Here is a 13677-nt window from a genome sequence, read left to right on the forward strand (position 1 = left end):
GTTCCAGCGCCGCACCGGGGGTGTCAAACGGGTCCGTGGACGCCGTCCGGGCGCCGATAGGCTGGTCCGGATCCGCCACAACCCCCGGGAGTGCCAGCATGTCCACCGATCGCGTCGTCCTCGTCACCGGCGGAAACCGCGGCATCGGCCGCGCCATCGCAGAGCGCTTCGTCGCCGAGGGCTACAAGGTCGCCGTCACCGCCCGCTCCGGCGAGGGACCCGAGGGCACGCTCACCGTACGCGCGGACGTGACGGATGCCGCAGCCGTCGACGCCGCCTTCACCGAGGTCGAGAACACCCTGGGTCCGGTCGAGATCGTCGTGGCGAACGCCGGCATCACCAAGGACACACTGCTGCTGCGGATGACGGAGGACGACTTCGACAGTGTCGTGGCCACGAACCTCGGTGGTGCCTTCCGGGTGGTCAAGCGTGCCTCGAAGGGGATGCTGCGTGCCCGGTGGGGACGCGTCGTGCTCATCTCCAGTGTCGTCGGACTGTACGGCTCGGCCGGCCAGATCAACTACTCCGCCTCGAAGAGCGCGCTCGTCGGATTCGCGCGCTCCCTCACGCGCGAGCTCGGCGCCCGCGGGATCACCGCCAACGTCGTGGCGCCCGGGTTCATCGAGACCGACATGACGGCGGAGCTGCCGGAAGACACGCAGGCCGAGTACAAGAAGAACATCCCGGCCGGACGCTTCGCCTCGGCCGACGAGGTCGCGGGCGTCGTGACGTGGATCGCCTCGGACGATGCCGCATACATCTCGGGCGCCGTGATCCCCGTCGACGGCGGCCTCGGCATGGGGCACTGACCCCAGGCACTCCGCTCAGCCGATCGCGCGCAGGATCGCCTCCGCGACGGCGCCCGGCTGCGAGAACTGCGGCCAGTGCCCCGTGGGCTCACCCTCGTCATTGAGCTGGATGATCCGAAGGTCTTCGACGGCCACGAGCTCCGCCGCCCAGTCGGGAGCAGCCGCGATGATCTGGCGGATCTGCGCCTCGGGCATGGTGCCGGTGATCATCGTCATCGGCACGGAGCGCCGCCGTTCGTTCGTCAGCCGCAGCGGGTCGACGGGGATGCGCTCGGGCACCGAGGCTGTGCGGGCGGCCGCGTCGGCTCGCGTCTGCTCGTCGAGGTCGCCGACTTCTTCGTCGTCGAAGAAGACCCACCCGGGGAACGGGACCACTCCGTCGACGACGGGGAGCTCGGAGATCGTGCCCCCGTCGCCCTGCGGGAAGGAGTCGAGGAAGACGATGTGCGCGATGCGGTCGGGCCGCGCATCGAGAGCGCCGTACACGACGTTGCCGCCGCCGGAGTGGCCGACCAGCGCGATATCGCCGTCGAGTCGGTCGATGACCGCCACCGTCGCATCGACCCAGTCCGCCATTCCGATGTCGCGACTCTCGGCGGCCGGTGCGCCGACCCCCGGCATGGTGAGCGGGTGCGTCCGGTGACCGGCCGCCTCGAGGGCGGGAGTCACCTCGCCCCACGAGGATGCGTCGAGCCACAGACCGGGAACGAGAACGATGTGCATGACCCCGACGCTAGCCAGGGGGTCCGACATCCGGAAGTCAGGGCAGCAGGGGGATGACCTCTGCGAGGTCGACGGGACCCACGACGACGTCCGCGCGCTCGCGGACGGCCGGCTTGGCGTTGAACGCGACGCCCAATCCGGCGGCGGCCATCATGTCGAGGTCGTTCGCGCCGTCGCCGATCGCGATGGTGCGCGACAGCGGCACCCCGCGCTCGGCGGCCCACTCGCCCAGCGCTGCGGCCTTGCCCGCGGCATCCACGATCTCACCGTCCACGGTGCCGTCCAGTGCGCCGTCCCGGGTCGCCAGGCGGTTCGCCCGCCAGACGTCGACGCCCAGGTCGGGTGCGACGGTGTCGAGGATCTCGTGGAACCCGCCCGACACCACGCCGACGGCTCCGCCGCGCTCGTGGACCGCGTCGATGAGGTCGCGCACGCCGGGGGTGGGCTCGATCCGTGCCAGCACCCGCGAGAACGACGTCAGCGGCACGCCTTCGAGCGCCTCGACCCGCGAGCGGAGGCTCGTCGCGAAGTCCACCTCGCCGCGCATCGCCGCCTCGGTCGCCGCCGCGACCTCGCCGCCACGGCCGGCCTCGTCGGCGATCAGCTCGATGACCTCGTTGCGGATCAGGGTGGAGTCGGCGTCGAGGACGACCAGGAATCGGGCGGGGGAGTGCTCGGCGGGCATGCCCACCACGCTAGCCGCAAGCCGATGCCGCTCGCGGCCATGCGTCACCGCTCGACGCGGAAGCCCTTCCCGACGACCGTGATGCCGCTGTCGGTGATGGTGAAGCCGCGCGCCAGGTCTTTGTCTCGGTCGACGCCGACGGTCGCGCCGTCCTCGAGCACCACGTTCTTGTCGAGGATCGCACGGTGCACCCGCGCTCCAGCCCCGACGTGCACGTGGTCGAAGAGCACCGAGTCGGTGATCGTCGACCCGCCCCCCGCCAAGGTCCACGGCCCGACGACGCTGCGTTCGAGGTGCGTTCCCGACAGCACCGAGCCGAGCGACACGATCGAGTCGATCGCGTTGCCGATGCGGCCGACCGAGTCGCGCACGAACTTCGCCGGCGGCGAGTTGACGGCCTGCGAGTGGATCGGCCAGTCGGTGTTGTAGAGGTTGAACACCGGCAGCGTCGAGATGAGGTCGCGGTGCGCGTCGAAGAACGAGTCGATCGTCCCGACGTCGCGCCAGTAGTAGCGGTCGCGGTCGGTCGACCCCGGCACGTCGTTGCGGTTCATGTCGTACACGCCGGCCTCACCGCGGCCGACGAAGTAGGGGATGATGTCGCCGCCCATGTCGTGGTTCGACGTCGGCAGCTCGCCGTCCGACTCGACCGCCTCGATCAGGGCGTCGGTGTCGAAGATGTAGTTGCCCATCGAGGCGAGCACCTGGTTGGGTGCATCGGCGAGGCCGACCGCGTTCTGCGGCTTCTCGAGGAACTCGCGGATGCGCACCGGGTCTTCGGGGTCGACGTCGATGACGCCGAACTGGTTGGCGAGCGCGATCGGCTGACGGATGCCGGCGACCGTCGCCCGTGCGCCGGATTCGATGTGCGCGGCGAGCATCTGCCGGAAGTCCATGCGGTAGACGTGATCGGCGCCGATGACGACGACGATGTCCGGCTGCTCGTCGTTGATCAGGTTGAGGCTCTGCAGGATCGCGTCGGCGGAACCCGAGAACCAGCGCTTGCCGAGGCGCTGCTGCGCCGGCACCGAGGTGACGTAGGAGTCGAGGAGAGCCGACATGCGCCAGGTCTGCGAGATGTGGCGGTCGAGGCTGTGCGACTTGTACTGCGTGAGGACGACGATCTGGCGCAGGCCCGAGTTGATGAGGTTCGAGATCGCGAAGTCGATCAGCCGGTACTGGCCGCCGAACGGCACGGCCGGCTTCGCCCGATCCGCCGTCAACGGCATCAGCCGCTTCCCTTCGCCGCCGGCGAGGATGATTCCGAAGACCTTGGGGGCTGCTGGCATGACCCCACCCTAGGGCCGGTGGGAGTTTCGGGGTACCCGTTACACGCGGACCCTCAGGTGTATTAGGTTTCGTGCCATGCGCGTCGACATCGTGACCAAGGAGTACCCACCCGAGATCTACGGCGGCGCAGGTGTGCACGTGACGGAGCTCGTCAAGGCGCTCCGCTCGAGCATCGATGTGCGGGTTCGTGCCTTCGGAGCCGACCGCGACGAGGAGGGGACCACCTCGTACGGGGTGCCGGCAGAGCTGTCCGCGGCCAACGCGGCGGTCCAGACCCTCGGGACCGACCTCGAGATCGTCTCGGACGTCTCCGGGGCCGACGTCGTGCACAGCCACACCTGGTACGCGAACTTCGCGGGGCACCTCGCCTCGCTGCTGCACGGCATCCCTCACATCGTCACGGCGCACAGCCTGGAGCCGCTGCGGCCGTGGAAGGCCGAGCAGCTGGGCGGCGGCTACGCGGTGTCGAGCTGGATCGAGCGAACCGCCTACGAGAGCGCCGCGGCGATCGTCGCGGTGAGCAACGGCATGCGCGAGGACATCCTGCGCAGCTACCCGTCGCTGGACCCTGAGCGCGTGCGCGTCATCTACAACGGCATCGACGTCGAAGCCTGGCATCCCGTCGAGGATCCGGAGCTCCTGTCGGAGCTCGGCATCGACCCTGCCAAGCCGTCCGTCGTGTTCGTCGGCCGTATCACGCGCCAGAAGGGCCTTCCCTACTTCCTGCGGGCGGCGGAGCGCCTCCCCGCCGACGTGCAGGTGATCCTGGCCGCCGGCGCACCCGACACCCCGCAGATCATGGCCGAGGTCGAGGGCCTCGTCCGCGGCCTGCAGGAGACGCGCGAGGGCGTGGTGTGGCTGGACCGCATGCTGTCGCGCCACGAGCTGTGCACGATCCTCAGCGCGGCGACGACGTTCGTCTGCCCGTCGGTCTACGAGCCGCTCGGCATCGTGAACCTCGAGGCCATGGCCTGTGGTGCCGCCGTGGTGGGCACGGCGACCGGCGGGATCCCCGAGGTCGTGGTCGACGGCGTCACCGGCCGGCTGGTGCCGATCGAGCAGGTGCAGGACGGCACCGGCACGCCGACCGATCCGGAGCGCTTCGTGTCGGATCTCGCGCGCGTTCTCACCGAGGTCGTGACCGATCCGGCGCGGGCTCGCGAGTTCGGAGCGGCCGGCCGACGACGGGCCACGGAGGACTTCAGCTGGCAGCGGATCGCCGACCAGACGGCCGCCCTGTACGCGGAGGTCGCCGCGAGCGGCCGATAGGCTGTCAGCATGCCCCAGGTGCTCGAGTTCTCCGACGTCGTCGTCCGCCGAAACGCCCGGAACATCGTCGACCACCTGGACTGGACCATCAGCGATGACGAGCGCTGGGTCGTCCTCGGGCCCAACGGCGCCGGCAAGACGACGGTGCTGCAGATGGCCGACACGCTGCTGCACCCGACCTCGGGCACCGTCACGATCCTCGGCGAGCGGCTCGGCCGCACCGACGTCTTCGAGCTGCGGCCGCGCATCGGCTTCGCATCGTCCGCGATGGCGCGCCGCGTGCCGCCGGAGGAGACGGTGATCAACGTCGTCCTCACGGCGGCGTACTCGGTGCTCGGACGCTGGCGCGAGGACTACGAAGACATCGACGAGCGCCGCGCGCTGCGCGTGCTCGCCGAGTGGAAGCTCGACCATCTGGCCGACCGCACGTTCGGAACGCTCAGCGACGGCGAGCAGAAGCGCGTGCAGATCGCCCGCGCCGTCATGACCGACCCCGAGCTCCTGCTGCTCGACGAGCCCACGGCCAGCCTCGACCTCGGCGCGCGCGAGGAGCTCCTGCTCCTGCTGGGCGGCTACGCCCAGGCGCCGACGACGCCCGCGATGATCATGGTCACGCACCACGTCGAGGAGATCCCGATCGGCTTCACGCACGTGCTGCTGCTGCGGGACGGTCAGGCCGTCGCGGCCGGTCCGATCCGCGAGACGCTCACGGCCGAGGCGCTGACCGACACCTTCGGCGTCCCGATCCGCCTCACCGAGGACGGCGGCCGGTTCGCCGCCCGCGCCGAGCACTGATCGCCCTGCCGGCCGGGGCTGCCGACGGTCGGTTCGGCGGCTGCGCCCGGGACTGATAGAATCTCTCTTTGGTGCGCTCGCACCCCAGACTTTGACCGCCCTGGCAAAATCCAGGGCACCATCCTCAAAGGACCATCATGAAGACTGAAATCCACCCGGACTACCAGGCCGTCGTGTTCCGTGACCTCGGCTCGGGCGAGACGTTCCTCACCCGCTCGACGGTGACCAGCGACAAGACGATCGAGCTCGACGGCGTCGAGTACCCCGTCATCGACGTCGAGATCTCGTCCGCTTCGCACCCGTTCTACACGGGCAAGCAGCGCATCATGGACTCGGCCGGTCGCGTCGAGAAGTTCAACCAGCGCTTCAAGAACTTCGGCGGCTCCAAGTAAGCAGCCACTCGGAAGGCCCCGCCTCGGCGGGGCCTTCCGCATTTCCGGCGACGGCAGCTCAGCGGATCGGCCAGCGGCCGTCGAGGCGGTCGTCAGGGTCGAGTCGCCCGATCCGGATGAAGTACTCGGTGAGACTCTCGGCTTGAGCCCGGGCCCAGCCGATCTGCCGGGTGTGCAGCTCGTGCACCGTGCCGGGCAGCCACGGCGCGAAGCGCTCGGCGAGAGCCTGCGCGACGCGCCCCGCGGCCACCGCGTCGGCGGATGCCTCGTGCGCCGCCTCGAGCCTGACCGCATAGTGGGCGGCCACCACCGACAGCGTGCGCTTGCCACGCCGCCAGCGGTCGTATGCCTTGTCGACCACGAGCGGGTCGATGACGGGCGAGGGGTTCTCGATCGGCGCGACGCCGTGCCGCAGGGACTCGTACTTCAGCAGCGAGAAATCGTACGGGGCGTTGTACGCGACGACCGGGATGCCGGCATCCAGCAGTCCGCTCACCGCGGCGACCACCTCGCCGACCACCTCCGCGGCCGGACGCCCGTGCGTGCGCGCGTGGGTCGTCGAGATGCCGTGGATCGCGCTCGCGCCCTCGGGGATCTCGACGCCGGGATCGGTGAGCCAGTCGCGCGCACGGATGACATGGCCCGCGGCATCCAGCAGTCCGACGTGCGCCGTGACGATGCGGTCTTCGGTGACATCGACGCCGGTCGTCTCGAGGTCGAACACGCCCACCATGCGCACCCAGTCCGGAACGTCCCACAGCGGCAGCTGTTCGGGGCGGGGACGGCTCATGCCGATCACGGTATGCGTCGCCTCCGACATCACGTCGGAGGCGCTCCGCGCCCAGGCAGCTCCGGCTGCGGCCTCGTAGACTCGACGGGTGACCGTGCCGAACCCGTATGCGCCGCTGCTGGACGAGATCCCCGTCGAGCGGCGCGAGGCCGACGTGCTCGGCGGCCGCACGGCGTACTGGGTCTACGGCCCCGCGGACGCCGAGACCACCATCGTCGCCGTGCACGGCTTCCGCGGCGAGCACCACGGCCTCGAGCCCGTCGTGGCGCACCTGCCCGGGGTGCGGGTCGTCTCGCCCGATCTGCCCGGCTTCGGCGAGACGGCGCCGGTTCCCGGTCGCCGGCACGACCTCGACCTCTACGCACAGTGGCTCCGCGAGTTCGCAGCCGCCGTCGCCCCGGGAGCGGTGATCCTCGGCCACTCGTTCGGCTCGATCGTGGTGGCCGCGGCGGTGGCCGGAGGCCTGGAGACACCGCGGGTCATCCTCGTCAACCCGATCGGCGCTCCGGCGCTGGAGGGCCCGAGGGGCGTGCTGACGCGCCTCGCCGTCTTCTACTACTGGGCGGGTGCCCGCCTCCCGAAGCGGCTGGGCGAGGGGCTGCTGCGCAACGGTCTCATCGTGCGCGTGATGAGCGTGTCGATGGCCAAGACCAAGGACTCCGGCATCCGTCGATTCGTCCACGATCAGCACGACACCTACTTCTCGCGCTTCGCGGACCGCGACGTGCTGCACGACGCCTTCGTGGCGTCGGTGTCGCACGACGTGCGCGCCTTCGCGCCGCGGATCGCGCAGCCCACCCTGCTGGTGGCCGCGCAGCGCGACGACATCACGCCGATCGAGGCGGAGCGCGAGCTCGCGAAGATGTTCCCGTCAGCCGAGCTCGTCGAGATCCCCGACGTCGGGCACCTGATCCACTACGAGACGCCGGCGACGGCCGCCGGCGCCATCACGCGGTTTCTCGCGCCTTCCGACGCCGGTACGCGTTGACGTTCATCCGGTTGCCGCAGTTGCCGGTGTCGCAATAGCGCTTGGAGCCGTTCTTCGAGTAGTCGATGTAGACCGCGTCGCAGTCGTCGGCCGAGCAGATGCGGACGCGGTCGTACTCGTCGGAGCGGATGACGTCGACGAACGCCATGGCGGCCTCGACGAGGATGCGGGTGGCCAGGGCGTCGTCGTCGTTCGTGGCGTGGATGTGCCAGTCGAAACCGTCGTGCCGCACCAGGCGGGGGAGAGCGCTGCCGTCGGCGAGCATCTCGTTGACCAGCGGCACCGCGCCGTCGCGGTCGACCTCCCACAGTTGACGCAGACGCGGGCGGATCGCCCGGATCGCTGCCAGCTCGTCCTGGTCCCGGCGGATGAGGCCGGTGTAGGGGTTCACCACGAGGTACTCGTCGAACTCCTCGAGCGTCGTGAGCGTGTCCTCGTCGTCGTAGCCCGGCAGCGTGTTGACGAGGAAGGCGGCCGCGCGCAGGCTCAGCTCCGTGTCACGAATGAAAACCATGTTGACTCCTGACAACCCGATCCGCTACCGTCACCAGTGTAAGCACTCTTCACTCCTGACAGTCGGATGCCGCCCATGACCGCCTCGACCGCGTCCATTCCCATCATCGCCCCGGGCGCCGGGTTCGGCAGTACCGCGCGGATGCGAACGACCGGGCTCGTCATGGGGGTGGTCTCGGCGCTGGCGTTCTCGTCGAGCGGGCCGTTCGTGAAGCCGCTGCTGGAGGCCGGGTGGTCGCTCGGCGCCGCGCTCCTCGTGCGCATGGGCGTCGCGGGCCTCGTGCTCTCGCCGGCGCTGTTCCTCGCGATCAGGCGGCAGCGCGGGTTCCTCACGCGGCACTGGCGGCTCATCGTCGGCTTCGGGCTGATGCCGGTGCTCGGCTGTCAGCTCTTCTTCTTCTCCGCGATGCAGCGGATGCCGGTGGCCGTGGCGCTGCTGATCCAGTACCTGGCCCCGGTCATGCTGGTCGCGGCGGTGTGGGTGCGCACGCGCAGAGCGCCGTCGGCGCTGGTGCTGTGGGGCTCCGCGGTCGCCGTGGCAGGCCTCGTGCTCGTGGTCGACATCTCGGGCGCCTCGTTCGACCTCATCGGCACGCTGCTGGCCCTCGCGGCCGCGGTCTGCGTCTGCGCCTACTTCGTCATCTCGGAGCGCGCGGGCGACGACCTGCCGCCGCTCGCCCTGGCCGCGAGTGGCCTGCTGACCGGTGCCCTCGTCATGGGGCTGCTGTGCCTCACCGGCATCCTGCCGTTCCAGGCGCCGGCGGTGTCGGTCGTGCTGGCGGGCGTGGAAGTGCCGTGGTGGATGCCGCTCCTGTGGGTCGCCGCCATCGCGACGACGCTCGGCTACGCGTTCGGCGTCATGGCGGTGCCGCGCATCGGCGCACGGGTCGCGTCCTTCGTGGGACTGTCGGAGGTGCTGTTCGCCCTCATGTTCGCGTGGATCTTCCTCAGCGAGGTTCCCGCGCCCATCCAGTTCGTGGGCGGCGCGCTGATCCTCGTAGGAGTGGTGCTGGTGCGCGCTGATGCGTCGTCCACCGGCACCGCGAAGGGCGACCCGGCCCTCCCTGCTCCCTGAGCCTCGACGGCGATCGCGAGGGAGGCCGGGCGCCGGACTCACTCCTGACGCGCGAGCTCCATGAGCGGCGTGACGCGATGGGGGATGACCTCGCCCATCACGAGCGACGTCTCGGTGCGCTCGACGCCTTCGATGGCGAGGATGCGGGCGTCGGTGTCGAAGAGGTGCTGCGTGTCGCGGCAGGCGACGCGCACCAGGAGATCCACCTGACCCGACAGGCCGTGCGCCTGCACGACCTCGGGCACGCGGGCCAGTTCGATCGCGATCCGCGGCAGATCCGCCTGGCGCACGATCACGCTGATGAAGGCCTCGATCGGGAAGCCGAGCGACGCCGACGAGATCGCCCGCTCGTACGAGAGGAACACCCCGGCCTTCTCCAGTCGCGCCATGCGCGCCTGGACGGTGTTGCGCGAGAGTCCGAGCCGTTCGGCGAGCGCGACGACGGTCGCGCGCGGGTCGGCCGAGAGGGCGGCGAGAAGCTCGAGGTCGACGTGGTCCAGGGCACTCATAGTGCGAAACGTTAGCACGCCTTTTGCCCACCTGATTTGTCAACATGCTCAAGCAAGCCGTGAATGCTTGAGCGAGGTGCGATGCGGACGTAGCCTCGAAGCAGTCGGCGACGAAGCCGGCGCACGCGAAGCGGCTCCTCACGAGGGGGCCCGCAACGAGGAGTGATGACGATGACGCACACCCTGACACCCACAGCGGATCTCGCCACCGACATCGAGGATGTCGCGCGACTGCTGACCCCCGACGGCGAGCGCATCGCCGACCCCGAGCTCGACCGCTGGGTGACCGACGTCGATGCCGCGACACTGCGCGGCCTATACCGCGACATGGTGCTGCTGCGACGCATCGACACAGAGGGCGTGGCCCTGCAGCGCCAGGGGCAGCTCGGCCTGTGGCCGCCGTGCCAGGGTCAGGAGGCCACCCAGATCGGCACCGCGCGCGCTCTCCGCGCCGACGACTTCGCGTTCCCGAGCTACCGCGAGACCGGCGTCGTCTACGCCCGTGGAGGCAAGCCCTCGGACTTCGTCCTCGCCTGGCGCGGTGAGGAGCACTCGACCTACAACCCGTACGACATCAACACCGCGACGCAGCAGATCATCATCGGCGCGCAGGCGCTGCACGCCGTGGGCTACGCGATGGGCGTCCAGCGCGACGGCACCGACCAGGTCTCCGTGGCGTACTTCGGCGACGGCGCCTCCAGCCAGGGCGATGTCAACGAGGCGATGGTGTTCGCCTCATCGTTCCGGGCACCCGTCGTGTTCGTGTGCACCAACAACCAGTGGGCGATCTCCGAGCCCGTCACGGTGCAGGCCAAGTTCCCGATCGCCGGCCGGGCGCCGGGCTTCGGCATCCCGAGCATGCGCGTCGACGGCAACGACGTGCTCGCGTGCTTCGCGGCGATGCGGTGGGCGCTCGACAACGCCCGCCGCGGCAACGGCCCCGCCTTCATCGAGGCAGTCACCTACCGCATGGGTCCGCACACGACCTCGGACGACCCCACCCGCTACCGCGATAAGGAGGAGGTCGAGAAGTGGCGTCGCCGCGACCCGATCGCCCGCGTCGAGGCGCTGCTGCGCTCGCGCGGCGAGTTCGACGACGCGTTCGTGGCGAGCGTCGCGGCGGACGCCGACGCCCTCGCGGCGGGCGTGCGCGAGGCGGCGATGACGGCGAAGACCCGCGAGCCCCTCACCGTTCTCGACAACGTCTACGCCGAGGCCCACTCGGGCATCGACGAGCAGCGCGAGTGGTTCGGCGCCTACCTCGACGGGTTCGCGCCCGCGGCCGAGGGGGTGTGACGATGGCGCAGCTCACGATGGCGAAGGCCATCAACGAAGGACTCCGCCGCGCGATGGCCGACGACGACAAGGTGCTCGTCATGGGCGAGGACATCGGAAAGCTCGGGGGCGTCTTCCGCATCACCGACGGCCTGCTCGACCAGTTCGGCGCGCAGCGCGTGGTGGACACGCCGCTGGCTGAGGCGGGCATCATGGGCACCGCCGTGGGCCTGGCGTTCCGCGGCTACCGGCCCGTGGTCGAGATCCAGTTCGACGGCTTCGTGTACCCGGCGTTCGACCAGATCGTCTGCCAGGTGGCGAAGCTGCACTACCGCACCCGCGGCAACGTGAAGATGCCGATCACGATCCGCATCCCGTGGGCGGGCGGCGTCGGGGCCGCCGAGCACCACTCCGAGTCGCCCGAGGCCTACTTCGTGCACACGTCGGGGCTCCGCGTCATCGCGGTCTCGAACCCGCAGGACGCCTACGTCATGCTGCGCCAGGCGATCGCCTCGAACGACCCGGTGGTCTACTTCGAGCCGAAGCGGCTGTACCACACCAAGGGCGAGGTCGATCTCGACGTGCAGCTGGCCGACGCGCCCCCGATGGGCCTCGCGCGGGTGGCCCGGGAGGGCAGCGACGTCACGCTCCTCACCTACGGCTCGCAGGTCGCCGTCGCGCTGGACGCCGCCACCGCGGCCGAGGACGACGGGGTGTCGATCGAGGTCATCGATCTGCGATCGATCTCGCCGGTCGACTACCGCACCGTGACGGCATCCGTCCGCAAGACCGGTCGGGTCGTCGTCACGCACGAAGCCGCCCGTGAGGCCGGCGTCGGCGCCGAGCTCATCGCGAGCGTCACCGAGCGCTGCTTCAACTACCTCGAGGCTGCGCCGCAGCGGGTCACCGGGCACGACATCCCGTATCCGCCGGCGAAGCTCGAGAAGCACCACCTGCCCGACCTCGACCGCATCCTCGATGCCGTCGACCGGGTGATGGACAGGCCGAACAGCCTGACGGGGGTGCGCGAGCAATGACGCGTGACAGTGATCCGGGTGCGGAGCGTGCGATGAAGGGGGCCCTCTGATGGCGCAGGACTTCCGCCTGCCCGACCTCGGTGAAGGCCTTCCCGAGGCGGAGCTCGTGCAGTGGCTGGTCGGCGTGGGCGACACCGTGGCGCTCAATCAGACGATCGCCGAGGTCGAGACCGCGAAGGCGGTCGTCGAGCTTCCGTCGCCGCATGCCGGCACCGTGACCGCGCTGCACGCGGAGCCCGGCGATGTCGTCGCCGTCGGCTCCGTGCTGATCTCGTTCGACGTGGGCGGGCAGGAGCCCGCCGGGCCGGCGCCCGTCGCGGAGGCCGCCGCGGCGCCGGTGGCGCAGGCTGCCGCGTCCGCTGAACCGCCCACTGCCGCGCCCGCCGAGAGCGCGTCCGATGCGGCGAAGTCCGAGCCCAACCTCGTCGGCTACGGCGCCGCCCCGCGGACCGGAGCCCGGCCGCAGCGGCGAGCGCGTGTCGCCGGCACCGCGGTCGCGGCATCCGACACCGCCGTCCTCGAGGCCGCACCTCACGACGCCATCCAGCTCGGCGACGTCGTCGAGCGACCCGTCGAGCGGCCGCGATCGACGCCGCCGGTGCGCAAGTTCGCGAAGCAGCTCGGCATCGACCTCGCGCTGGTCGAGGCCGGCGGTGCGTCGGGCGTCATCACGCGTGCCGACGTGGAGGCCTACGCCCAGCGCGTGGGTGCCGCCGTCGCGGTACCGGCCGCGGCCGAGCCTGTGGAGACCTTCGAGATGCCGCAGGCCGGAGCCGGCGGCGAGCGGACCACGCGCACGCCCATCCGCGGCGTGCGCCGCATGACCGCCGACGCGATGGTGCGCAGCGCCTTCACGGCTCCGCACGTCACGACCTTCCTCACGGTGGACGTGACCGCGACGAACGAGCTCATCGCCTCGCTGAAGGCCGATCGGGCGCTCCAGGAGCATCGCATCGGGATCATGGCCGTCGCCGCCAAGGCGGTGTGCCTCGCGCTGGCGCGGCACCCGGGGCTCAACTCGAAGTGGGACGACGAGGCGGGCGAGATCGTCGAGCACCACTACGTGAACCTCGGCATCGCCGCCGCGACGGGGCGCGGCCTCGTCGTGCCCAACATCCGCGACGCTCACGAGCTCACACTCGTGGAGCTCGCCGACGCGATCCGGAGCCTGGCCGAGACTGCGCGGGCCGGCAAGACGCCGCCCGCCGACATGATGGGCGGCACCTTCTCGATCACGAACGTCGGAGTCTTCGGCGTCGACGCCGGCACACCGATCATCAACCCCGGTGAGGCGGGCATCCTGGCGCTCGGCGCCGTGCGGCGCCAGCCGTGGGAGCATCGCGGCGAGATCGCGCTGCGCGACGTGATGACGCTCGCCCTGTCGTTCGACCACCGGCTCGTGGACGGCGAGCAGGGATCCCGGTTCCTCGTGGAGGTCGCCGACATCCTGCGCGAGCCCGGGCGCGCGATGCTGCTACGCTGACGGGCTGCTGACCGGCCGGCACCTTGGGGGCCGGCCGGTCGGTG

General features: G+C 70.6%; 15 protein-coding genes. 9 read left to right on the forward strand and 6 right to left on the reverse strand.

Annotation, left to right across the window (positions count from 1 at the left end; genetic code table 11):
* Positions 1-98 precede the first annotated feature (98 nt).
* Positions 99-809, forward strand: a complete 711-nt coding sequence (gene fabG / locus IM767_RS08330) for a 3-oxoacyl-ACP reductase FabG (protein ID WP_109209361.1) — start codon at positions 99-101, stop codon at positions 807-809.
* A 15-nt stretch (positions 810-824) separates the two neighbouring features.
* Here the strand turns inward: fabG and IM767_RS08335 are convergent, their stop codons facing one another.
* The 3 genes from IM767_RS08335 to IM767_RS08345 are packed head-to-tail and all read right to left on the reverse strand — an operon-like array spanning position 825 to position 3506.
* Positions 825-1532 carry an alpha/beta fold hydrolase gene (locus tag IM767_RS08335; protein WP_109209362.1) on the reverse strand — a complete coding sequence of 236 codons (708 nt, stop codon included), beginning with the start codon at positions 1530-1532 and terminating at the stop codon, positions 825-827.
* Between the two features lie 37 nt (positions 1533-1569).
* Complete coding sequence (gene serB / locus IM767_RS08340; protein WP_109209511.1) at positions 1570-2217, reverse strand: phosphoserine phosphatase SerB; 648 nt, start codon at positions 2215-2217, stop codon at positions 1570-1572.
* A gap of 44 nt (positions 2218-2261) precedes the next feature.
* Positions 2262-3506, reverse strand: coding sequence for a glucose-1-phosphate adenylyltransferase (locus tag IM767_RS08345; RefSeq protein WP_109209363.1), 1245 nt, complete (start codon positions 3504-3506; stop codon positions 2262-2264).
* Between the two features lie 76 nt (positions 3507-3582).
* On the opposite strand from IM767_RS08345, the gene glgA reads away from it, so the two are divergent.
* The 3 genes from glgA (at position 3583) to IM767_RS08360 (ending at position 5963) form a co-directional block, all read left to right on the forward strand.
* Positions 3583-4776 carry a glycogen synthase gene (gene glgA, locus IM767_RS08350; protein ID WP_109209364.1) on the forward strand — a complete coding sequence of 398 codons (1194 nt, stop codon included), beginning with the start codon at positions 3583-3585 and terminating at the stop codon, positions 4774-4776.
* A gap of 9 nt (positions 4777-4785) precedes the next feature.
* Positions 4786-5571, forward strand: coding sequence for an ABC transporter ATP-binding protein (locus IM767_RS08355; RefSeq protein WP_109209365.1), 786 nt, complete (start codon positions 4786-4788; stop codon positions 5569-5571).
* 137 nt (positions 5572-5708) lie between these two features.
* Positions 5709-5963 carry a type B 50S ribosomal protein L31 gene (locus tag IM767_RS08360; protein WP_109209366.1) on the forward strand — a complete coding sequence of 85 codons (255 nt, stop codon included), beginning with the start codon at positions 5709-5711 and terminating at the stop codon, positions 5961-5963.
* Positions 5964-6021: 58 nt separating this feature from the next.
* Here the strand turns inward: IM767_RS08360 and IM767_RS08365 are convergent, their stop codons facing one another.
* Positions 6022-6753, reverse strand: a complete 732-nt coding sequence (locus IM767_RS08365; protein WP_239453205.1) for an exonuclease domain-containing protein — start codon at positions 6751-6753, stop codon at positions 6022-6024.
* Between the two features lie 88 nt (positions 6754-6841).
* On the opposite strand from IM767_RS08365, the gene IM767_RS08370 reads away from it, so the two are divergent.
* Positions 6842-7741 carry an alpha/beta fold hydrolase gene (locus IM767_RS08370; protein ID WP_109209367.1) on the forward strand — a complete coding sequence of 300 codons (900 nt, stop codon included), beginning with the start codon at positions 6842-6844 and terminating at the stop codon, positions 7739-7741.
* Here the strand turns inward: IM767_RS08370 and IM767_RS08375 are convergent.
* Positions 7701-8255: a CGNR zinc finger domain-containing protein gene (locus IM767_RS08375; protein ID WP_109209368.1), complete on the reverse strand. Its 555-nt coding sequence runs from the start codon at positions 8253-8255 to the stop codon at positions 7701-7703. The two genes, IM767_RS08370 and IM767_RS08375, sit on opposite strands and share 41 nt — an antisense overlap.
* Positions 8256-8330: 75 nt before the next feature.
* Here IM767_RS08375 and IM767_RS08380 point away from each other — a divergent pair, with 75 nt between their 5' ends.
* Positions 8331-9329 (forward strand): EamA family transporter, encoded by a 999-nt coding sequence (locus IM767_RS08380; RefSeq protein WP_109209369.1) that lies wholly within the window; start codon positions 8331-8333, stop codon positions 9327-9329.
* 38 nt (positions 9330-9367) lie between these two features.
* Here IM767_RS08380 and IM767_RS08385 read toward each other — a convergent pair whose 3' ends face one another.
* Positions 9368-9838: an Lrp/AsnC family transcriptional regulator gene (locus tag IM767_RS08385; RefSeq protein ID WP_109209370.1), complete on the reverse strand. Its 471-nt coding sequence runs from the start codon at positions 9836-9838 to the stop codon at positions 9368-9370.
* A gap of 165 nt (positions 9839-10003) precedes the next feature.
* On the opposite strand from IM767_RS08385, the gene pdhA reads away from it, so the two are divergent.
* The 3 genes from pdhA to IM767_RS08400 are packed head-to-tail and all read left to right on the forward strand — an operon-like array spanning position 10004 to position 13633.
* Positions 10004-11134, forward strand: coding sequence for a pyruvate dehydrogenase (acetyl-transferring) E1 component subunit alpha (gene pdhA / locus IM767_RS08390; protein ID WP_109209371.1), 1131 nt, complete (start codon positions 10004-10006; stop codon positions 11132-11134).
* Between the two features lie 2 nt (positions 11135-11136).
* The gene (locus tag IM767_RS08395) at positions 11137-12150 is read left to right on the forward strand and encodes an alpha-ketoacid dehydrogenase subunit beta (RefSeq protein ID WP_109209372.1); all 1014 of its coding nucleotides are present in this window, start codon (positions 11137-11139) and stop codon (positions 12148-12150) included.
* 49 nt (positions 12151-12199) lie between these two features.
* On the forward strand, positions 12200-13633 hold the full coding sequence (locus IM767_RS08400; RefSeq protein WP_109209373.1) for a dihydrolipoamide acetyltransferase family protein: 1434 nt from the start codon (positions 12200-12202) through the stop codon (positions 13631-13633).
* The last annotated feature ends 44 nt before the right edge of the window (positions 13634-13677 follow it).

The organism is Microbacterium ureisolvens, from assembly GCF_015278315.1.
In the GTDB taxonomy this organism is placed as follows: Bacteria; Actinomycetota; Actinomycetes; order Actinomycetales; family Microbacteriaceae; genus Microbacterium; species Microbacterium ureisolvens.